This is a genomic window from Methylobacterium sp. Leaf108, from assembly GCF_001423265.1.
Lineage (GTDB): Bacteria > Pseudomonadota > Alphaproteobacteria > Rhizobiales > Beijerinckiaceae > Methylobacterium.
In genome coordinates this window covers 63,555-83,326 of the sequence record NZ_LMND01000008.1, presented here as the reverse complement: position 1 = coordinate 83,326, position 19,772 = coordinate 63,555, and the positions used below count along the sequence as shown (strand labels likewise).

General features: G+C 71.0%; 16 protein-coding genes. 9 read left to right on the top strand and 7 right to left on the bottom strand.

Going from position 1 to position 19,772, the window contains the following annotated elements; translation table 11 throughout:
- Positions 1–284: 284 nt before the first annotated feature.
- Positions 285–1,916 carry an alpha-D-glucose phosphate-specific phosphoglucomutase gene (locus ASF39_RS07355; RefSeq protein ID WP_056282311.1) on the bottom strand — a complete coding sequence of 544 codons (1,632 nt, stop codon included), beginning with the start codon at positions 1,914–1,916 and terminating at the stop codon, positions 285–287.
- A 227-nt stretch (positions 1,917–2,143) separates the two neighbouring features.
- On the opposite strand from ASF39_RS07355, the gene ASF39_RS07350 reads away from it, so the two are divergent.
- Together ASF39_RS07350 and ASF39_RS07345 are read left to right on the top strand one after the other, a co-directional pair.
- Positions 2,144–3,226: a glycosyltransferase family 2 protein gene (locus ASF39_RS07350; RefSeq protein WP_082494421.1), complete on the top strand. Its 1,083-nt coding sequence runs from the start codon at positions 2,144–2,146 to the stop codon at positions 3,224–3,226.
- A complete protein-coding gene (locus tag ASF39_RS07345) occupies positions 3,151–3,870 on the top strand; it encodes a class I SAM-dependent methyltransferase (protein ID WP_200938182.1) in 720 nt (239 codons plus the stop codon). The genes ASF39_RS07350 and ASF39_RS07345 overlap by 76 nt, the downstream gene beginning before the upstream one ends.
- Here ASF39_RS07345 and ASF39_RS07340 read toward each other — a convergent pair.
- The gene (locus ASF39_RS07340; RefSeq protein WP_165700234.1) at positions 3,852–4,940 is read right to left on the bottom strand and encodes an HD domain-containing phosphohydrolase; all 1,089 of its coding nucleotides are present in this window, start codon (positions 4,938–4,940) and stop codon (positions 3,852–3,854) included. The two genes, ASF39_RS07345 and ASF39_RS07340, sit on opposite strands and share 19 nt — an antisense overlap.
- A 445-nt stretch (positions 4,941–5,385) precedes the next feature.
- Here ASF39_RS07340 and ASF39_RS07335 point away from each other — a divergent pair, with 445 nt between their 5' ends.
- Positions 5,386–5,742, top strand: coding sequence for a CsbD family protein (locus ASF39_RS07335; protein WP_055887296.1), 357 nt, complete (start codon positions 5,386–5,388; stop codon positions 5,740–5,742).
- Positions 5,743–5,788: 46 nt separating this feature from the next.
- Here ASF39_RS07335 and ASF39_RS07330 read toward each other — a convergent pair whose 3' ends face one another.
- Both ASF39_RS07330 and ASF39_RS07325 read right to left on the bottom strand, forming a co-directional pair.
- On the bottom strand, positions 5,789–6,574 hold the full coding sequence (locus tag ASF39_RS07330) for a 3-hydroxybutyrate dehydrogenase (RefSeq protein WP_055887293.1): 786 nt from the start codon (positions 6,572–6,574) through the stop codon (positions 5,789–5,791).
- 57 nt (positions 6,575–6,631) lie between these two features.
- Positions 6,632–7,018 carry a hypothetical protein gene (locus ASF39_RS07325; protein ID WP_056282305.1) on the bottom strand — a complete coding sequence of 129 codons (387 nt, stop codon included), beginning with the start codon at positions 7,016–7,018 and terminating at the stop codon, positions 6,632–6,634.
- A gap of 367 nt (positions 7,019–7,385) precedes the next feature.
- Here ASF39_RS07325 and ASF39_RS07320 point away from each other — a divergent pair, with 367 nt between their 5' ends.
- The 3 genes from ASF39_RS07320 (at position 7,386) to ASF39_RS07310 (ending at position 11,528) form a co-directional block, all read left to right on the top strand.
- The gene (locus ASF39_RS07320) at positions 7,386–8,135 is read left to right on the top strand and encodes a PRC-barrel domain-containing protein (RefSeq protein ID WP_056282302.1); all 750 of its coding nucleotides are present in this window, start codon (positions 7,386–7,388) and stop codon (positions 8,133–8,135) included.
- Complete coding sequence (locus ASF39_RS07315) at positions 8,132–9,475, top strand: MFS transporter (RefSeq protein ID WP_056282299.1); 1,344 nt, start codon at positions 8,132–8,134, stop codon at positions 9,473–9,475. Before ASF39_RS07320 ends, ASF39_RS07315 begins: the two co-directional genes overlap by 4 nt.
- Before the next feature lie 277 nt (positions 9,476–9,752).
- Positions 9,753–11,528, top strand: coding sequence for an ABC transporter ATP-binding protein (locus ASF39_RS07310; protein WP_200938180.1), 1,776 nt, complete (start codon positions 9,753–9,755; stop codon positions 11,526–11,528).
- A gap of 266 nt (positions 11,529–11,794) precedes the next feature.
- Here ASF39_RS07310 and ASF39_RS07305 read toward each other — a convergent pair whose 3' ends face one another.
- Positions 11,795–13,738, bottom strand: coding sequence for a potassium transporter Kup (locus tag ASF39_RS07305; protein WP_055887281.1), 1,944 nt, complete (start codon positions 13,736–13,738; stop codon positions 11,795–11,797).
- A 237-nt stretch (positions 13,739–13,975) separates the two neighbouring features.
- Positions 13,976–15,292: a flavodoxin-dependent (E)-4-hydroxy-3-methylbut-2-enyl-diphosphate synthase gene (gene ispG, locus ASF39_RS07300; RefSeq protein WP_055887278.1), complete on the bottom strand. Its 1,317-nt coding sequence runs from the start codon at positions 15,290–15,292 to the stop codon at positions 13,976–13,978.
- 509 nt (positions 15,293–15,801) lie between these two features.
- Here ispG and ASF39_RS07295 point away from each other — a divergent pair.
- The 3 genes from ASF39_RS07295 (at position 15,802) to ASF39_RS07285 (ending at position 18,506) form a co-directional block, all read left to right on the top strand.
- Positions 15,802–16,878: a patatin-like phospholipase family protein gene (locus ASF39_RS07295; RefSeq protein ID WP_055887472.1), complete on the top strand. Its 1,077-nt coding sequence runs from the start codon at positions 15,802–15,804 to the stop codon at positions 16,876–16,878.
- A 120-nt stretch (positions 16,879–16,998) separates the two neighbouring features.
- Positions 16,999–17,607, top strand: a complete 609-nt coding sequence (locus tag ASF39_RS07290; protein WP_055887276.1) for a sigma-70 family RNA polymerase sigma factor — start codon at positions 16,999–17,001, stop codon at positions 17,605–17,607.
- 107 nt (positions 17,608–17,714) lie between these two features.
- Positions 17,715–18,506, top strand: a complete 792-nt coding sequence (locus tag ASF39_RS07285; RefSeq protein ID WP_055887274.1) for an anti-sigma factor — start codon at positions 17,715–17,717, stop codon at positions 18,504–18,506.
- A gap of 111 nt (positions 18,507–18,617) precedes the next feature.
- Here ASF39_RS07285 and ASF39_RS07280 read toward each other — a convergent pair whose 3' ends face one another.
- Entirely contained in the window at positions 18,618–19,628 is a 1,011-nt protein-coding gene (locus ASF39_RS07280) for a bifunctional riboflavin kinase/FAD synthetase (protein ID WP_055887271.1), read from the bottom strand.
- Positions 19,629–19,772: the final 144 nt, after the last annotated feature.

The following is a 19,772-nucleotide window of genomic DNA, read 5'->3' as shown; positions in this document are numbered from 1 at the left end:
GGCGCGAACCGTAGTCTGACATCGATTCCGGCAGGACGACACCTGGAATTCGGCAATCTGTCGGTCGATCGAACATCGCATCCCGGAAGTCTCCGGGGGACGTTCGCGGTGGACGACGGACGAAGCGCCGTTGCGGCTTTTCGTCCGGTCCGGCCGGCTTGGGAGAAACGTCGGCGAGCCGGCGACCGCTCGGTGCGGCACCGGCCCGGGGCCGCGCCGTTGGCGCGGTCTCGCCCCCGGGCTTCCGGCCGCTGCCAGGGTCGTCCCGTCCCCCGAAACGCCCGTCAGGTGATCACGCTGGGTTGGCTCCGCCCGGTGATCGCGGCGATGTCGGCCAGCGCGTCGGCCACCGCTACCACCGGCGCCAGCACCTCGGCGATGGGCCGTTCGAGCCGGCCGGGGGCGGATTCGTAGCGTTCGATGTAGACCCGCAGCGTCGCGCCCGCGGTGCCCGTGCCCGAGAGCCGGTAGACCACCCGCGCGTCCTCCGCGAACACGATCCGCACCCCCTGCTGCTCCGTCACCGAGCCGTCGACGGGGTCGACGTAGCGGAAGTCGTCGGCGCTCGCGACGGTGAGGTCGCCCAGCCGCCGGCCCGGCAGGTCGGCGAGTTTCGCCCGCAGGTTCGCCATCAGCGTTCTGGCGGCCTCGGCGTCGATCTCCTCGTAATCGTGGCGGGTGTAGTAGTCGCGTCCGAACGCGGCCCAATGCGCCCGCACCAGGGCGTCGGCGCGGGTGCCGGTGGCCGCGAGCACGTTGAGCCACAGCAGCACCGCCCACAGCCCGTCCTTTTCGCGCACATGGTCGGAGCCGGTGCCCGCACTCTCCTCGCCGCACAGGGTGATGAGGCCCGCGTCGAGCAGGGTGCCGAAGAACTTCCAGCCGGTGGGCGTCTCGTAGGCCGGGATGCCGAGGGCGGCCGCGACCCGGTCGGCGGCCCGGCTGGTCGGCATCGAGCGGGCGAGGCCCGACAGCCCGCGCGCGTAGCCCGGCGCCCGATGGGCGTGGGCGGCCAGGATCGCGAGGCTGTCGCTCGGGGTCACGAACAGGCCGGGCGCCACGATCATGTTGCGGTCGCCGTCGCCGTCGGACGCCGCGCCGAAGTCGGGAGCGTCGGGGCCGAGCATCAGCGCGTAGAGTTCGCCGGCGTGAACGGGGTTGGGGTCGGGATGGTGGCCGCCGAAGTCGGGCAGCGGCGTCCCGTTGACCACGGTCCCCGCCGGCGCCCCGAGCGCGCCTTCGAGGATCGCCGTCGCGTAGGGGCCGGTCACCGCGCTCATGGCGTCGAAGCGCATGCGAAAGCCGCCAGCGAACATCGCGGCGATGGCGTCGAAATCCACCAGCGTGCGCATCAGGTCGAGGTAATCGGCCACCGGGTCGATCACCTCCACCGCCATGTCGCCGATGGTCGTGGTGCCGAGCGTGTCGAGGTCGAGGTCGGGGACGTCCAGGATGCGGTAGCCGTCGAGCGCCTTGGTGCGGGCGAAGATCGCCTCGGTCACCGCTTCCGGCGCGGGCCCGCCGTTGGCGGCGTTGAACTTGATGCCGAAGTCGCCGTCCGGCCCGCCGGGGTTGTGGCTGGCCGAGAGCACGATGCCGCCGATGGCCCCGGCCTTGCGGATGACGCAGGAGGCGGCCGGCGTCGAGAGCAGGCCGCCCCGGCCCACCAGCACCCGGCCGATCCCGTTGGCGGCGGCGAGCTTGAGGGTGGTCTGCACCACCTCGCGGTTGAGGAAGCGCCCGTCGCCGCCCAGCACCAGGGTCCCGCCCGCGGCATCAGGGATCGTGTCGAGGATCGCCTGGACGAAGGTTTCGACGTAATGCGGCTGCCGGAACACCGGCACCTTCTTGCGCAGGCCCGAGGTGCCCGGCTTCTGATCGAGGAACGGCGCCGTCGACACGTGCTTCACGACCATCGTCCGAAAACTCCCGCAGTCCGATGTGGCCAACCGTGATGTGGCCAACCGATGTGGCGGTGACGATGGGGCGGCGGATGCGGTTCTGCAACCGGCCGGCCGCTCCGGATGGCGAGATCGACGGCCGCGGGGCATCGTAAACCGACGTTAACCGCTCCGGCCTCATGCTCCGAGCCGGGCGTGGGGTATCGGCCCCTTGCGACGAGCCAAGAGGTGGGCCCGAGGTCATGCGCGTCCTGATCTCCCTGGTGGTGCCGGTCTACAACGAGGCGGCCTCCGTGGGCCCGTTCCTGGCCCGTGCCGAGCCGGCCCTCGCGGCCGCCTGCCGGCTGGTCGGGCCGGGCACGGGCGCGGAGATCCTGTTCGTGGACGACGGCAGCAGCGATGCGACGCCGGCGGTCCTGCTGGCCGCCCGCTCGCGCGAGGACGGGCCGCGCATCGAGATCGTCAGCCTGTCGCGCAACTTCGGCAAGGAGGCGGCCCTGGCCGCGGGCCTGCGCCATGCCGCGGGCCGCGCCGTGATCCCCATCGACATCGACCTGCAGGACCCGCCGGAGGTCATCCCGGAGATGGTCGCCAAGTGGCTGGCCGGCGCCGTCATCGTCAACGGCCTGCGCTGCGACCGCACCTCGGACAGCTTCCTGAAGAAGCTCACCGCCGGCTCGTTCTACCGCCTCTACAACCTGATGGCGGACCGCCGGATCTCGGCCGAGATCGGAGACTTCCGGCTCCTCGACCGCAAGGTGGTCGACCTGCTCAACCAGTTGCCCGAACGCTCGCGCTTCACCAAGGGCCTGTTCCCCTGGCTCGGCTTCGTCCAGGACGAGGTGCGGTTCGTGCGCGAGACCCGCGCCGTGGGGACCAGCAAGTGGCGCTACTGGCGCCTGTGGAACCTCGCCCTCGACGGGCTCGCAGGCTCCACCACCGCGCCGTTGCGGATCTGGACCTACATCGGCCTCTCGGTGGCCGGTCTCGCCTTCCTCTACGGCCTCGCCCTCGTGGCGATGACCCTCGTCTCGGGCAACCCGACCCCGGGCTACCCCTCGATGATGGCCACGATCCTGTTCCTGGGCGGCCTCAACCTCCTCTCCCTCGGCATCATGGGCGAATACGTCGGCCGCATCGCCACCGAGGTGCGCGGACGGCCGCTCTACGTGGTCGACCGCGTCACCGGTGCACCCGAGGCCGCCCCAGAACAGGACGACGAACCATGGAACAGGCGGTCTTCGCACGCATGGCCTCCAACGAGGCCGAGCATTGGTGGTTCGCCGGCCGACGCGCCATCCTCGCGACGCTCGTCGCACGGCTGATCCGGCTGCCCGAGCGGGCGCGCATCCTCGAAGTCGGGTGCGGCAGCGGCGGCAACCTCGACCTCCTGGCCGGTTTCGGGCGCCTCGACGCCCTGGAGCAGGACGCCACAGCGCGGGCCACGGCCCAGGCCCGCTCGGGCATCGCCGTGGGGGCGGGCGCGCTGCCGCACGACCTGCCGGTGGCGGACGGCGCCTACGACCTCGTGGCCCTGCTCGACGTGCTCGAACACGTGAAGGCCGACGAAGCGTCGCTGTCGGCGCTCGGCGCCAAGCTCGCGCCGGAGGGGCGGCTCCTCGTCACCGTCCCGGCGATGCCCTGGCTGTGGTCGGCCCACGACGTCGTGCATCACCACAAGCGCCGCTACACCCGCGCCGGCCTCGGGCGCACCGTGGCGGCGGCGGGCCTCGTCGTGGAGCGTAGCGGCTACTTCAACACCGCCTTGTTCCCCCTCGCCGTGGCCTCGCGGGCCTTCAAGGCGATCCTCGGCGACCGCTCGGGCGACGACGAGATGCCGTCGCCCCCCGTCAACGCCGTGCTGAAAACGGTGTTCGCGGCCGAGCGCCACCTCCTCGGGCGGCTGCCGATGCCCGTCGGCCTCTCGCTCTACGCGGTGGTCGGGCGGCCTCAGGCGGCCCCGGCGTAGCCGGCCGAGCGCAGCACGATCGGCGCGAAGGCCCTGAGCAAGGGGAGATCGAGCTTCGAGGACATCTTGCACATGATGGCGTGCGCCTCGTCGTGGGGGAGCGGGTTGCGGTAGGGCCGCCGCTCGGTCAGCGCCGAATGGATGTCGCAGATCGTCACCAGGCGCACGAGGTCCGGGATCGACGGCCCCGCCAGGCCGGAGGGATAACCGCTGCCGTCGAGCATCTCGTGGTGGTGACGCACCACCGCGAGCATGGCGTCGTCGAACTCGCCCTGGGCGGCGAGGATATCGGCACCGATGTCGGGGTGGGTGCGCATCACCGCCATCTCGTCGGCCGTGAGCTTGCCGGGCTTGTTGAGGATGGCCGCCGGGATGCGAGCCTTGCCGAGGTCGTGCAGCAGCGCCGCCTTGGACAGGCGCATCTGGTCGGCGCGGCTGAAATTGAGCTGCAGCGAGAAGGCGGCGGCATAGCCGGCCACGCTCAGGGAATGCTGGTAGAGCTGCGAATCGTGGTGGCTGATGGTTTCCAGCCAGGTGCGGATGCCGCAATCGGAGATCGCCTCGAGGATCACCTCGGTCCCGGCGTCCACCTCGGCCGCCCTGATCGGCTCGCCCGATTGCGCCGCCTCGAAGGCGCCGCGGATCACCAGGCCGGCCTGTCCGGCCAGGCCCTGGACGAGGGAGGCCCGCACCGAGAGGCGCGCCTGGTTGATGCGGGCCTGCTGGACCGCGTCGATGAGGTCGAACAGCGCCGTGAGGATGGTCGGGCGCACCGCCCCGGTCGGCAGCGTCCGCGTCGCGCCGAGGGGATGGGGGGCGGTGTCGGGATGGGCCGAGGCCGTGCGCGGGAGATACAGGCAGGGCACCCGCAGGTCGTTGAGCCGGCCGAGCCAGCGCACCGCCTCGGTCTCGTCGGCGATGTCGATCAGGCCGACCAGGGGAAGATCGTCGGGAAGGCCCGTACCCGGTCCCACCACCCGCGAGGCGATGACGCGGACCGTGCCGCGAGCCAGGTCGCGGGCCTGGTCCGGCCGGTCGGAGACGATGAGGACGAAGCTTTCCTGTGCCACCGGACTATCCGTTGTCGACACCGGCGGCACGGACGAAGTCCCGCCGCCGGCGCCCGCGTCGAACGCGACGCGACCTTGCCTGGAAGATATACGGGAAAGTCATCATAAATCGTTGCGATGCCGGACGGTCGCGGCATGGACCGACGGGGGCGCCGTCACCGAAGAAGCCTTGCCGCCGTGCGCCTGCCATCGCGGGACTCGCTCGATCGCGGTTCGAGGATGTGCGATCGCAAGGGCGTTGTCAAAATGCCGCAGTCAGCGGGAGGCGCGTGTCTCGCGAGGCCGGGGGCGGCTCCCCCGTCGCGTGCGCCAACGCACGTGAATCCACGACGGCGGGCGGTGCCGTTCGTGCGCCTCGCACGTTCTGTGACCGTCAGACTGCGGACGGCCGACGCCTCGGGCGCAGGCCGCCGCGCCTCCTCAACTGTCGAAGAAAGTTTTCACCATGGTTGATACGGATCGCATCGTCGGCGCCGCCAAGGATGTCGGCGGCCGCGTGCAGAGCGCAGCCGGTGACCTGACCGGCTCGTCGCGGGACTCGGCCGAGGGCCGCTTCCGCGAGGCACAGGGCCGCGCCCAGGAGGTCTACGGCCAGACCAAGGACACCCTGCGCGATGTCGCCGACGACGTCACGGAGTACGCCGGCGATGCCTACGACCGCGTTTCGAACCGGGGCGGCGCCTACCTGCGTGACGGCACCCGTGCCGTGGAGACCCAGGTCGGCGAGAACCCCTTCGTCGCCCTGCTGATCGCCGGCGCGGTGGGCTACGGCCTGGCGCTGCTGCTGCACGCCCGCCGCTGAGCGACGACGGTGCGGCCGTCGTTCGCGGCCGCACCGATTCAGATCGTCACTGGGCAGTCCAGCCGCCGTCCATGGCGAGGTTGGCGCCGGTCATCTGGCTCGCCGCGTCCGAGCACAGGAACACCGCCAGGGCCGCGACCTGGTCGACGGTGACGAACTCCTTGGTCGGCTGTGCCGCCAGGAGCACGTCGTTCATCACCTGCTCCTTGGTGAGACCGCGCGCCTTCATCGTGTCGGGGATCTGCGCCTCGACGAGCGGCGTCCAGACGTAGCCCGGCGAGATGCAGTTGACCGTGATGCCGAAGGTCGCGAGTTCCAGCGCCGCCGACTTCGTCAGCCCGGCGATGCCGTGCTTGGCCGCCACGTAGGCGGACTTGAAGGGCGAGGCCACGAGCGAGTGCGCCGAGGCGGTGTTGATGATCCGCCCCCACTTCCTCGCCTTCATGCCGGGAATCGCCGCCCGCATGGTGTAGAAGGCCGACGAGAGGTTGAGGGCGATGATCTGCTCCCACTTCTCGGGCGGAAAATCCTCGATCGGCGAGACGAACTGCACGCCGGCATTGTTCACGAGCACGTCGACCGAGCCGAAGCTGCGTTCGCCCAGTTCGATCAGGCCGGCGATCTCGTCCGGCTTGGTGAGGTCGGCCGGCGAATAGGCCGCCTTGACCCCGAACTCCGCCTCGATCCCGGCGCGCTCCTTCTCGATGTCTTCGGGTTTGCCGAAGCCGTTGATGACGACGTTGGCGCCCTCCTTGGCGAAGGCGCGCGCATAGGCGAGGCCGATGCCGCTGGTGGAGCCGGTGACGACGGCGGTCTTGTCTTTCAGGATCATGGCGTCCTCCGGGTTGGGTCGGCGGGCCGTCGACGGGGCGGCCTGGACGGATAGCCCTCAGAACTTGCCGCCGAGGCCCACGCCGCCGCCGGGATTGATCTGCGGTGCGAGCCCGCCGGAGCTGCTGCGGGTCTCGTCCGTGACGTCGATCTCCTCGCGGTTGATGCGGCGCTCCTGGGCCGCGGTCCGGCCCCCGGCGCCGGCCGCGGTCTTGGGCAGGGCGATCTGGCGCGTCGGCCGGGTCTGGAGCGGCACGCCGTCGGGATCGACCTCGGCCGCCCGCGCGGTGCGGTCGGGCAGGGCGCTGCGCATCGAGGGCGGCGGGCCGACCTCGCTCACCGGCATCACGCCGCCGCCGCCGCCCAGCGCCTGACAGCCGCCGAGCAGGGCCGCCGCGAGGATCGCGTACGAGAGGGAGCGGCTGGTTCTGGCGGCGTGGGACATCGACGAAAATCCTGGAAACGCGGTGCCGGCCCGCCGGTGCGACCGGCAAGAGGCGGCCCTCTCGATCCGGCCGCGTGACGCGACCGTGTGCGGCCTCTCTACGCCGGGCCTTGCCCGAAAACCAGATGCCCGGCCCGGTTGCGAAGGACTCCCTCCTTGAGAAGGGCTGCCCCTTGAGAAGGGCTGCCCCGTGACGGCGCCCGGCCTGGATCTTGCCCGGCGTGAGCCGAGACCGGCGCTCGCTTCCATCCACAACTTCGCCTAGGTCCTTGCGCAATGACGTCGGCCCCGCCCGCTCGCGGGACCACGCCGGACCGGTCGCTGTCGTGCGCGAGGCCGGCGCGACGCCTGATCGAGGACCTTTGTCGTGCTCAGAACTGTCCGGACGATCGCCGCCGCGACGATCACCGTATGGGCCGCCGCCGCCTCGGCCGCCGACGATCCGCCGACCACGGGAGGCACCGCGCAGGCCCAGCCGGCCGCGCCGGAGGCCGGCCCGCCGCCGCCGCCCGTGCAGGCGGGACCCGGCAACGGTCCGGCTCCCGCGCCGCCGCCATCACCGCCGGGTTCCGTCCTGCCCGCCGGAACCCCGGCCACGGTGCTCGACACCCAGGATTACGAGGGCATCCTCGGCAAGGGCGTGCGCAACGCCGCCGGCGAGGACATGGGCCGCATCATCGACATCGTCCTCGACAAGGACGGGCGGCCGCGCGCCGCCATCATCGACTTCGGCGGCTTCCTCGGGGTCGGTTCGCGCAAGATCGCCGTGGACTGGCGGGCCCTGCGCTTCAACCAGGAGGGCAAGCCCGGCCGGCCGGTGATCCAGCTCACCCGCAACCAGGTCCGGGTCTCGCCCGAATACAAGCCGGGCGATCCCATCGTCGTGCTCGGTCCGGCGAGCCCGAGCGTTCCGGCCGAGGCCGACCAGGCGTCCCGGCCGGCCTCGGCCGCACCCTCGCAGCCGCCGGCTTCACAACCGCTCGCCCAGCCGCCGACGCCGCTCGCACCCGCACCCGCACCGGCGGCCCAGACCGCTCCCGCCCCGGCGCCCGTCCCCCCGACGCCGCCAGCGAATCCGGCACCGGACAAGCCGCCCGAGAAGTCCACGGAACCATGACGGTTCCCCGGTCGCACCACCGCCGCCCGGCACCGCCGCGGGACGTGCCGCGGGCCGAGCTTCGGCCGCGCCCCCTCACCCGACGGGCCACGCCGGCCGACACGGCAGCGGAGACCTCCCCCGACATGACCGCGATCGCACGCGCGAGCAGCCGGGGCCTCGACGGCTTCACCTTCTTCGTCGCCAACCTCCAGACCGGGTTCGGCCCCTTCCTGGCGGTCTATTTCACCCAGGCGCAGTGGACCCAGTCCGACATCGGCTTCGCGCTAACGGTGGGCAGCCTCGTGAGCCTGCTCGGCCAGGTGCCCGGCGGCGCCTTCGTCGACGCCGTGCGCTCCCGCCGGTTCTCGGCGGGCGTCTCGGTGGTGGCCATCGCCGCCAGCGCCTTCGCGCTGGCGATGTGGCCGAACTTCCTCATCGTGCTCCTGGCCATGGCCGTCCATTCGGCGGCGAGCTGCATCCTCACGCCCGCCATCGCCGCGATCAGCATCGGCCTCGTCGGCCACGCCAGGGCCGGCGAGCGCCTGGGGCGCAACGCCAGCTTCTCGGCGCTGGGCAATGCGGTGGCCGCCGCCGTGATGGGGGCCTGCGGCTACTACATCTCCAACGACGCGGTGTTCTACTTCACCGCCGCTCTGATGATTCCGACGCTGATCTGCCTCTCCCACATCCGGCCGCCCGCGGCGGTCCGGGCCGAGGCGGGGGCGCGCGAGGCGGCCGAGGGCGGGACGGGCGAAGCGCCCGGGGGCGGCATCCGCGCCCTTCTCACCAATCGCGCGCTGATGTGCTTTGCCGCCTGCATGACGCTGTTCTTCCTCGCCAACGCGGCGATGCTGCCACTGGTGGGCAGCATGCTCACCCTGCGCGCCAGCGAGACCGCCACCGCGCTCATCGCCGCCTGCATCGTGGTGCCCCAGGTCGTCCTGGCCCTCACCGGCCCGGCGGTGGGGCGCGCCGCCGAGCGCTGGGGGCGCCGCCCGCTTCTCCTCGTCGGCTTTGCCGCCCTGCCGATCCGCGGCCTGCTGTTCGCCTATACCGAGAGCCCGGAGCTCCTGGTGGCGATCCAGGTGTTGGATGGCGTCTCGGCGGCGGTGTTCGGTGTGATGGTCCCCCTCGTCGTCTCGGACGCCACGCGGTATACCGGGCGCTTCAACATGGCGCTCGGGGCCGTGGGCACCGCGATGGGAATCGGCGCGGCACTCTCGACCTCGCTGGCCGGCGTGATGGCGGACAAGCTCGGGAGCCAGAGTGCGTTCCTGGGCCTGGCCATCGTCGGCTTCGCCGGCTTCGCGCTCCTGGCGCTCATCATGCCCGAGACCCGCCGCGACCCGCTGGCGTGAGGACGCGGCACCAAATCGGAAACCGGACGACGGCCTTTGGGAGGGACCATGCGCGAACACCGAGACGCCATCGCAGGCCGGGCCGGAGCGGCACGGTGCCTGCCGGCGCCCGACGTACCGGGTCCGTCCGAGCCGATACCGGTAAAAAATAATCTAGCTTGACCGCAGCTTGCAACACTTGCGGGTAGTCCGCGTTGCGACCATGGGCTGAAGCTCATGTGTCGCCCCCAGCACCCGAGCCCCAGGCCCGTGTCGGGGTCCACTTGAACCATCCGGGATGGTCACCATGACGGAAGACCTCTGCGCCTATTCCGACCGGCCCTTCGCCTTCGTCGGGCGCTACCTCAAGCGCCGCGCCCTGCCGCATGTGGTGATCCTCCTCGCGGTGCTGGGCGCCGTCGGCTTCTCGGTCAGCACGGACTACGCCCTGAAGGGCGTGGTCGACGCGCTGAGCAAGGGGCCGCAGTCCGGCCTGATCTGGGGCGCGCTGGGCATCCTCATCCTCTTCATCGCCGCCGACAACCTGCTCTGGCGGGTGGCGAGCCTGGTGGGCTCCTTCACCTTCGTCGGCGTCACCGGCGACATCCGCCGCGACCTGTTCCGGCACATGACCGGGCATTCGCCGACCTTCTTCGCCGACCGCCAGCCCGGCACCCTGGCCTCGCGCATCACCGCGACCTCGAACGCGATCTTCACGGTCGAGAACATGTTCGTGTTCAACGTGATGCCGCCCTGCGTCGCGGCGACCCTGTCGATCGTCTACATCGCCACCGTCAACCTCACGATGGCGGCCGTGCTCGCCGGCATCTTCGCCGCCGTCGTCGTCCTGATGTTCAAGATGGCCGCCGCAGGCCGGCCGCTGCACCACGACTTCGCCGCCAAGGCCGCCAGCGTCGACGGCGAGATGGTGGACCTCGTCGGCAACATGCCCCTGGTGCGGGCCTTCTCGGCGTTCAAGCGCGAGTACACCCGCTTCGACGGCACCATCGGCGTCGAGATGCGCTCGCGGCGCTCGTCGCTGCTCTACCTCGAGAAGCTGCGCATCGTTCACGCCGTCCTCACGGTCTTCGCCGTGCTCGGCCTGCTCTACTGGGCGATCAAGATGTGGGAGGCGGGCGACGCCACCAACGGTCAGGTCGTGCTGGTGTGCACGCTCGGCATCCGCATCCTGGCCGCCACCCGCGACCTCGCGGTGGCGCTCGTCGACGCGACCCAGCACACCGCCCGCCTGTCGGAAGCCCTGCACACCCTGCTGCAGCCGCACGACCTCATCGACCACCCGGAGGCGACGCCGCTCGCCGGCACCACCGGCGCCGAACTCACCTTCGACCACGTCGCCTTCGCCTATCCCGACGGCCGCGCCGTGTTCACGGACTTCGACCTCGTCATCGAGCCGGGCCAGCGCATCGGCCTCGTCGGCAAGTCGGGCGGCGGCAAGTCGACGATCTTCTCGCTGCTGCAGCGGTTCTACGAGGTCCAGGGCGGGCGCATCCTGATCAACGGCCAGGAGATCAACCGGGTGACGCAGGATTCCCTGCGCGAGGCGATCACCGTGGTGCCCCAGGACGTGTCGATGTTCCACCGCACCCTGCGCGAGAACATCCGCTACGGCCGGCCCGACGCCTCCGACGAGGACGTGTGGAAGGCCGCCGATGCGGCCCATTGCACCGACTTCATCAACGCCCTCCCCGAGGGCTTCGACACCATCGTCGGCGACCGCGGCGTGAAGCTCTCAGGGGGCCAGCGCCAGCGCATCGCCATCGCGCGCGCGATCCTCAAGGATTCGCCGATCCTGCTCCTCGACGAGGCGACCTCGGCACTGGACGCCGAATCGGAGGAGGCCATCCGCCACGCGCTCGCCAACCTCATGAAGGGCCGCACCGTCATCGCCATCGCCCACCGGCTCTCGACCCTGAAGGACTTCGACCGGATCGTGGTGCTGGAGGGCGGCCGCATCGTCCAGGACGGCTCGCCCGACAAGCTCACCCATCTCGACGGGTTCTACCGCGAGCTGATGAAGAAGGAATCGATGTCGCTGTCCGCGGCGGCGTGAGGGGCGGGCCTTCGCGCTCCCACGAAGCCGGTTGGATTCCGGATCATTCGGACCCGCTCCCTCGTCCTGAGGGGGCCGCGTCGGCGGGCCTCGGAGGAGGGCTCCAGGGATCGCCGTGCGTTCTGCCGCGCTTCGTCCAGGCCTTCGCTTCGGGCTCGGCGCTCAGGACGAGGGGGGAGCTAGCCGGGACGAGGTTCGGCGATGCGTGACGGCGGACTTGTCCGAGGCGAAGTGCTTTTCCCGAGGCGAAGTGCTTTCGCCCCCGCTCACACCGTCACCTGGGTTCCCACCTCCACCACCCGTCCGGTGGGGATCTGGAAGAAGTCCGTGGCGTCGTTGGCGTTCTTGGCGAGCGTGATGAAGATCCGGTCCTGCCAGAGCGGCATGCCCGAGTGGGCGGCCGGGCGGATCGAGCGGCGCGACAGGAAGAACGACGTCGACATGATGTCGAACTTGAAGCCCTGCTTGCGCAGTTGCGCCAGCGCGCGGGGGATGTTGGGCGTCTCCATGTAGCCGAACTTCATGACGATCTTGGAGAAATGCGGCCCGATCGGCTCGATGCGGCTGCGGTCGGCCTCCCCCGAGCGGGGGGTGTCCACCGTCTGCACCGTGAGGATGACGTTCTTCTCGTGCAGAACCTTGTTGTGCTTGAGGTTGTGCAGCAGGGCGGCCGGGGCGATCTCGGGGTCGCTCGTGAGGAAGATCGCGGTGCCGCGGACATGGTGCGGCGGGCTCTTCTCCAGCATCGCCACGAGCTCGACCAGCGGCACGTCGGTCTTGCGGGTCTTCCTGACGAGGATGCCGACGCCGCGCACCCAGGTCCACATCACGATGATGAGCCCGGCCGCGAGCACCAGCGGGACGTAGCCGCCCTCGAACACCTTGAGCAGGTTCGAGAGCAGGAACAGGAACTCGATCACGATGAACGGCATGATCGCCGCCGCCGCCGCGATCGGCGACAGCTTCCAGACCTTCCACAGCACCACGTAGGCCATGCTCGCCGTGAGCAGCATCGTGCCGGTGACCGCGATGCCGTAGGCGGAGGCGAGCGCCGAGGAGGAGCGGAACAGCACGGCCAGGACCACGACGCCGAGCAGCAGCAGCAGGTTCACCTGCGGCAGGAAGATCTGGCCCGAATGCGATTCCGAGGTGTGGCGGATCTCGAGCCGGGGCAGGAGGCCGAGCTGGATCGCCTGGCGCGACAGCGAGAACGCGCCGGTGATCACCGCCTGGCTCGCCGTGACGGTGGCGAGCGTCGCCAGGATCACCATCGGGATCAGCCCCCATTCCGGGACGAGCTGATAGAACGGGTCGGCGGTGTCGGGCTTGGCCAGCACCAGGGCGGTCTGGCCGAGGTAGTTCAGGATCAGGCAGGGCCCCACGAGGCCGAGCCAGGCCACCTGGATCGGGCGGCGCCCGAAATGGCCGAGGTCGGCGAACAGCGCCTCCGCCCCCGTCACCGCCAGGAACACCGCGCCCAGCGCTACCAGCGCCCCGGTGCCGTGCCCGAGGAGGTAATGGACCGCGTACCAGGGATTGAAGGCGGCGAAGACGCCCGGGTTGGCGGCGATATGCGGTACGGCGGCGAGACCGAGCGCCAGGAACCACACCACCATGATCGGTCCGAAGAAGGCCGCCACCTTGCTCGTGCCCCGGCTCTGGACCAGGAACAGGGCGACGATGATCACGATGGTGATCGGCAGGACGTAATGCTCGAAGGCGGGGGTGATGAGCTTGATGCCCTCCACGGCCGAGAGCACCGAGATCGCCGGCGTGATGACCGCGTCGCCGTAGAACAGCGATGCGCCGAGCAGGCCCAGGACGAAGACCAGGGTCGACCCGCCGAGCGCCTTGCGGGCCAGCGCCATCAGCGAAAGGATGCCGCCCTCGCCGTTGTTGTCCATGCGCAGCAGGATGACGACGTATTTGATCGTCACGATCAGGACCAGCGCCCACAGGATCAGGGACGTGGTGCCGAGCACCTCCTCCTCCAGCAGGACGCCGTCGGCGCGGGCCGGGCCGAGGGCTTCGCGGAAGGCGTAGAGCGGGCTGGTGCCGATATCGCCGTAGACGACGCCGACCGAGCCGACGACGAGGGTCCAGAACGGCGTCGGCACGTGCTCGCGCTGCGTCTCCACCGGGTCGACGGCGCCGCGGCCCGCCGCGTCGGGGGGAGCGGCCGCTGGGCTCGGGGCGTCGGGTTGCGTCATGTTCGGAAATCCAGGCTCTGGCCTGCGAGAGATCGGCCCGCAGCACGTGCGTTCGCAGGACACGGGCTTGCAGGAAGTCGGCCGTCGACGGACCGGACCGACGCGGGTTCGTGTCGCGCACGAACGACCGCCGGCCGGGCGTGGCGTCGTCGGCCGGTAGATGCAGTCATGCGATGTGACGACCGAGGGGTCGGTGGCGCCGGAACGACAGGGTCGCGGATCGGCACGTCCGCTGCCCTATTCGGCCGCGCTCCGCGCACCGGAGCCGAACCGGCGTTCGATGTACTCGATCACCACGGTCTCGAAATCCTTGGCCAGCGTCGCCCCGCGCAGGGTCATCGCCTTCTTGCCGTCGATGAAGACCGGGGCGGTGGGGGTCTCGCCGGTGCCGGGCAGCGAGATGCCGATGTCGGCGTGCTTGGATTCGCCCGGTCCGTTGACGATGCAGCCCATCACCGCGACGTTGAGGCCCTCGACGCCCGGATAGCGCTTCTTCCACTCCGGCATCGAGGTGACGATCCAGTTCTGGATGTCGCGGGCGAGTTCCTGGAACGTCGTCGAGGTGGTGCGCCCGCAGCCCGGGCAGGCCGCCACCAGGGGCACGAAGGTGCGGAACCCCATGGTCTGCAGGAGTTCCTGGGACGCCTTGACCTCGACGGTCCGGTCGCCGCCCGGCTCCGGGGTGAGCGAATAGCGGATGGTGTCGCCGATGCCTTCCTGCAGCAGCACGCCGATGGCGGCCGAGGCCGCGACCAGGCCCTTCGAGCCCATGCCGGCCTCGGTCAGCCCGAGGTGGATGGCGTAATCGGAGCGGCGGGCGACCTCGCGGTAGACGGCGATGAGGTCCTGCACCGCCGAGACCTTGGCCGAGAGGATGATGCGGTCCTTAGGCAGGCCGAGTTCCACGGCACGCTCGGCCGAGGTGAGGGCCGATTGCACCATCGCCTCGCGCATCACCGCGCGGGCGTCGATGGGCCGGGGCAGCTTGGCGTTCTCGTCCATGAGGTGCGTCAGCAGCGCCTCGTCGAGGGAGCCCCAGTTGGCGCCGATGCGCACCGTCTTCCCGTAGCGGATCGCCTGCTCGATGATCGTCGAGAACTGGACGTCCTTCTTCTCCTTGAACCCGACGTTGCCCGGGTTGATCCGGTACTTGGCCAGCGCCTCGGCGCAGGCGGGATGGTCGGACAGGAGCTTGTGGCCGATGTAATGGAAGTCGCCCACCAGCGGCACGTGGACGCCGATTCGGTCCAGGCGCTCGCGGATCTTGGGCACCGCCGCGGCGGCCTCGTCGCGGTCGACGGTGATGCGCACCAGCTCCGAGCCGGCCCGCGCCAGCTGGGCGACCTGGGCGACGGTGCCGTCGATGTCGGCGGTGTCGGTGTTGGTCATCGACTGAACGACGATGGGGGCGCCCCCGCCGACGGTGACCGCGCCTTCGCCCGTGCCGACGGTGACGCCGACGGTACGGTGGCGCGGCGACGGGCCGGCGATCTCCGGCCCCGTCCCGGTGGGAAAGGTGCCTTCAGGCTGGGTCGTGACGGCCGAGGCTTCCATGGTCTGTCTCTCGGAGGCGTTCATCGTGGACCTTGGGAACGTGGTGAGACCCGCCGCTTCGGACCCTGCCGTTGCGGACAGGAGCCCCCCGGTGTCGCGGAAACCCCGAAATCCCTTCGCAGTGGCGAAGGGCGGTCGCGGTTCCACGCGCTCCCACGGGTCAGCTGAGACGGCCGCGTCCCGGCGTCAAGCCATGGCCGCCCTCCGATGGGCGCATGCCAGGGTCGAGCGCGGTCGCGGCCCGCCGTGGCCGTCCCGTGGCGAAACCCATGTCGCATCCTTGGCGCGTTGTCGAGTTTGGCGTGTGGTCGAGGTTTCGCGGTGCCGTCGGGTGGTCGCCGCCCCCGCCCGCTCGCAGGGCAGGGCTGCGGAACCGCCATGGCGATCCCGTGTTGTCGCTGCGCAGCGAACGATTATGTTGCGGTGCAACATATGAGGGGTTCCGGATGGACGACGTTTCGCAGACCGATTTGCACGACCGCCAGACCGCGATGGCGATCTCCGATTCGATGGGCGACCTCATCACTGCACCCCGCGCGGGGACGCCGGCGACCGGGCCCGTCGAGGGTCTGCGCGGCCCGAAGGTCGAGAAGATGGTGTCCCTCGCCCTCCAGGGCGGCGGTGCCCACGGCGCCTTCACCTGGGGCGTGCTCGACGCCCTGATCGAGGACGGCCGCATCGGCTTCGAGGCCATGAGCGGGGCGAGCGCCGGTGCTATGAACGCCGTCGTCATGGTCGACGGCTGGCTCGAGGGCGGGCCCGACGGCGCGCGGGCGGCCCTCTCGCGGTTCTGGAACGAGGTGAGCCTCGACGGCGACCTGTGGCCGGTCCAGCGCGGGGTGGTCAACGGCTTCCTCGACCTGTGGAAGAACAACCCCGTGGTCGACTTCTGGACCCGGGCGCTGAGCACCAGCCCCTACGTCTCCAACCCCCTCAACGTGAACCCGCTGCGCAAGGCTCTGGCCAAGCACGTGGACTTCGAGCGGCTGCGCGGCGCGGCCACATCGGCCATCTACGTCTCGGCCACCAACGTCTGGACGGGCAAGCTCGCGGTGTTCGAGCGCGAGGTGCTCAGCCTCGATCACCTCATGGCGTCCGCCTGCCTGCCCACCGTGTTCCAGGCGGTGGAGATCGACGGTGTGCCGTATTGGGACGGCGGCTACCTCGGCAATCCGGCGATCTATCCCCTGTTCCAGGGCGCCGAGACCCGCGACGTCGTGCTGGTCCAGATCAACCCGGTGGAGCGGCGCGAGACGCCGCGGACCCGCGAGGAGATCCAGAACCGCCTCAACGAGATCACCTTCAACGCCAACCTGATGCGCGAATTGCGGGCGATCGATTTCGTCGACCGGCTGATCGACGACGGGGTGCTCGGCCGCAACGACTACAAGAGCGTGCTGGTGCATCGCATCGACGGGACGGGTGCCCTCGACGATTACACGGCCGCCTCGCGGCTCGACGCGCGCCTGAAGATGTTCGAGCGGCTGCGCGACACCGGCCGGGCCGCGGCCAAGGCCTGGCTCGCGGAGAGCTATGAGGGCGTCGGCCGCACCTGCACCCTGGATCTGCGCGCCACCTACCAATGAGGCCGCCAGTGAGACCTGGTACCCGTCGGGCCGACGACGGGCACCGGGTCGGGGGTTGCGGGGATTCACCCAAGGTGGGGGATTAGGCCGGGACGGTCGCGCGTCTATACGGATATGCGCATGGGACCATCCGACCGTCAGCCCGATATCGTCGACCTGCTGGTGCCGATGCGGCGCTACGCGCGGGCGCTGACCCGCGACACGCTCAAGGCGGACGACCTCGTCCACGACGCCATGGTCCGCGCCCTGGAGGCGCGCCCGACCCTGAGGCCAGGCACCAACCTGCGCACCTGGATGATGACGGTGCTGCACAACGTCTTCATCGACGAGCAGCGCCGCAAGCGCGTGGAAGCCCGCCATGCCGATGTCCTCGTCCAGCTGACCGAGGAGGTCGCGCCGCCCGCCCAGGAAGGCCATGTCCGCCTCGCCCAGATCCGCCGGGCCTTCCAGACGCTGCCGGAGGAGCAGCGTGCCGCGCTCCATCTCGTGACCATCGAGGGCATGGCCTACGCCGACGCGGCGGTGGTCCTCGGTATTCCGATCGGCACCTTGATGTCGCGCCTCGGCCGCGGCCGGGCGGCGCTCAGGGCGTTCGAGGCGGGCGAGGCGTCCGGTGCGGAGCCGGCGCCGCGACGGGCGCAGGCCGATGTGCCGCGATTGCGCCTCGTGCCGGCATCGGCGCCGGACGAGGCCTTGCCGTCCGGGCGGCGGGCGTCCGGCGAGGGCTGAGGCAGGCCGTCCAGTCAGTGTGGCGAGGACCGAGGACAGGGGCGCCGCCGGATTTCGAGACATCCGGCCGTGAGCGACCCGTCCACAGCAGCGAGAGCGAGCAGACCATGACCGAGCCGTCGACCACCGATCCGATCACCGAGCAGGATCTCATCGCCTATGTGGACGGTGAGCTCGCGATCATGCGCCGCCTCGACGTGGAGGCGCATCTGGCACGCCACCCCGACGTCGCCGCCCGGGTGATGGCCGAGCTGCACGACCGCGACGCCCTGCGCGAGGCCTTCGCCCAGCCGCCGACGCCGGGGCCGCAGCGCAACCGCGAGGCGGCGCGCCGCCTCGACCGCTCCCTGGCCTGGGGGCGTTTCACCGACCGCCTGCGCCGCGCCGCCGCCATCGCGATGCTGGTGGGAGCGGGCTGGCTCGCCCATTCCGACGTCGGCGCCTTCGGCATCGCCGACACCCAGGCCTCGCCGATCGACCCGGCCCTGATGGCCGATGCGCAGCAGGCCCGCGAGGCCGCCCGCATCCGCGCGCGCATCGCGTCCCAGCGTCTCGCGCCGGCCTACGACCAAGCCGGGATCGAGGCCGCCACCGGCATCCTCCTGCCGGCGCTGCCGGCGGGATGGACGGTCAAGGACGTCCAGGTGTTCCCGTCGCGGACGGGGGCCGGGATCGAGGTGGCGATCGAGGCCGAGGATCTCGGCGAACTGGCGCTGTTCGCCACCCACAGCCCGGACGGCGACGCCACGTCGGCCCCCGTGACCCGCTCGCAGGACGGCGGCACGGCCTATTGGACAGACGGACGCTCGGCCTATCTCCTGAGCGGCGCCGCCGACGGCGAGCGCCTGGGCAAGGCGGCCGCGCGCATGGCCGCCAAGGGCGACCGGCCGCAGCTCTGAGACGGTTTCCGCCTGGATAAAGTGAGAACCGTATCAACCGAGCCCGCGCGGCGCTCGATCGAAGCCCATGTCCGCATCACGACGCAGGTTCCGCACCTGTGACGCACCGCGTCACAGCATCGAGGGCAGCCTGTCCGCCGTGAGGCGAGACCGTGCCTCGGCCGCGTCGCGATCCATGCGGGCGATCAGGGCCTCGGCGCTCGAAAACCGCTCCTCGCCGCGCAGGTAGGCCACGAACTCCACCGTCATCTCCTGGCCGTAGAGGTCGCCGGAGAAGTCGAACAGGTTGACCTCGAGCAGGGGTGCGCCGTCGTCGAAGGTCGGGCGGCGGCCATAGCTCGCGACCCCGTCGCACACCCGCCCGTCCCGGAGCTTGGCCCGGACCGCGTAGATGCCGTGGGCGAGCCCGCAGGGGCCCAGCGCCATGTTGGCGGTGGGATAGCCGAGGGTGCGCCCGCGCTTGTCGCCGTGGCGGACCTCGGCGGTGACGAACCAGCGATAGCCGAGCAGCGCGTTGGCCCGGGCGACGTCGCCGGAGGCCAGGGCCGTCCGGATCGCGCTGGAGGAGACCGGCACGGGATCCTCGGGCATCGCCACCGCCTCGATGATCCGGCAGCCGAGGCCGGCGGCGGCGCAGAGGGCGGCGAGAATCGCCGGTGTGCCCTCACGGCCACGGCCGAAATGGAAATCGTGCCCGATCACCACGCCCGAGAGGCCGAGGTCGCGCATCAGCAGGCCCTCGACGAAGGCCGCCGCCCCGGTTCCGGCCAGGGCGGCGTCGAACCGGCGCACGATCAGGCCGTCGAGCCCGAGCCGGTCGAAGATCCGCTCCTTCGCCCGGCGGTCGCTGAGGTGGAACAGCGTCTCGCCGGGATTGAAGTACACCCGCGGATGCGGCTCGAAGGTGAGGACGACGGCCGGGCGCCCGTCCACCGCCGCGGTCTCGCGCACCGCCGCGACGAGGGCCCGGTGCCCGCGATGGACGCCGTCGAAATTGCCGATCGCCGCCACCGCCCCGCCGAGGCCGGCCGGCACCGGCTCGTCCTCGCGCACCACGAGGAAGGGCGCGCGCCGCATCGGTGCGCCGGGGGAGGGCGTGGCCGTCTCGTCGCCAGGCAACATCGGGTCCGGAAGGGGTAAGGGGGGCGGTTGGCGCGGAACCTGTCGAAAACCCCCATGGGGGTCAAGCGCGGGACGCCCTCGCGGCGGCGGCGCGTTCGCCGCATCGGCCATGGGTGCGCCCGGAGCGGCCACCGCCCTGTTTTG

Coding starts and splice junctions, on each gene's coding strand:
- ASF39_RS07295 (WP_055887472.1), top strand. CDS start 15,802: ATGGGCGACCTCATCACTGCACCCCGCGCGGGGACGCCGGCGACCGGG.
- ASF39_RS07280 (WP_055887271.1), bottom strand. CDS start 19,628: ATGTTGCCTGGCGACGAGACGGCCACGCCCTCCCCCGGCGCACCGATG.
- ASF39_RS07335 (WP_055887296.1), top strand. CDS start 5,386: ATGGTTGATACGGATCGCATCGTCGGCGCCGCCAAGGATGTCGGCGGC.
- ASF39_RS07290 (WP_055887276.1), top strand. CDS start 16,999: ATGGGACCATCCGACCGTCAGCCCGATATCGTCGACCTGCTGGTGCCG.
- ASF39_RS07305 (WP_055887281.1), bottom strand. CDS start 13,738: ATGACGCAACCCGACGCCCCGAGCCCAGCGGCCGCTCCCCCCGACGCG.
- ASF39_RS07310 (WP_200938180.1), top strand. CDS start 9,753: ATGGTCACCATGACGGAAGACCTCTGCGCCTATTCCGACCGGCCCTTC.
- ASF39_RS07330 (WP_055887293.1), bottom strand. CDS start 6,574: ATGATCCTGAAAGACAAGACCGCCGTCGTCACCGGCTCCACCAGCGGC.
- ASF39_RS07315 (WP_056282299.1), top strand. CDS start 8,132: ATGACGGTTCCCCGGTCGCACCACCGCCGCCCGGCACCGCCGCGGGAC.
- ASF39_RS07345 (WP_200938182.1), top strand. CDS start 3,151: ATGGCCTCCAACGAGGCCGAGCATTGGTGGTTCGCCGGCCGACGCGCC.
- ASF39_RS07350 (WP_082494421.1), top strand. CDS start 2,144: ATGCGCGTCCTGATCTCCCTGGTGGTGCCGGTCTACAACGAGGCGGCC.
- ASF39_RS07355 (WP_056282311.1), bottom strand. CDS start 1,916: ATGGTCGTGAAGCACGTGTCGACGGCGCCGTTCCTCGATCAGAAGCCG.
- ASF39_RS07325 (WP_056282305.1), bottom strand. CDS start 7,018: ATGTCCCACGCCGCCAGAACCAGCCGCTCCCTCTCGTACGCGATCCTC.
- ispG (WP_055887278.1), bottom strand. CDS start 15,292: ATGGAAGCCTCGGCCGTCACGACCCAGCCTGAAGGCACCTTTCCCACC.
- ASF39_RS07285 (WP_055887274.1), top strand. CDS start 17,715: ATGACCGAGCCGTCGACCACCGATCCGATCACCGAGCAGGATCTCATC.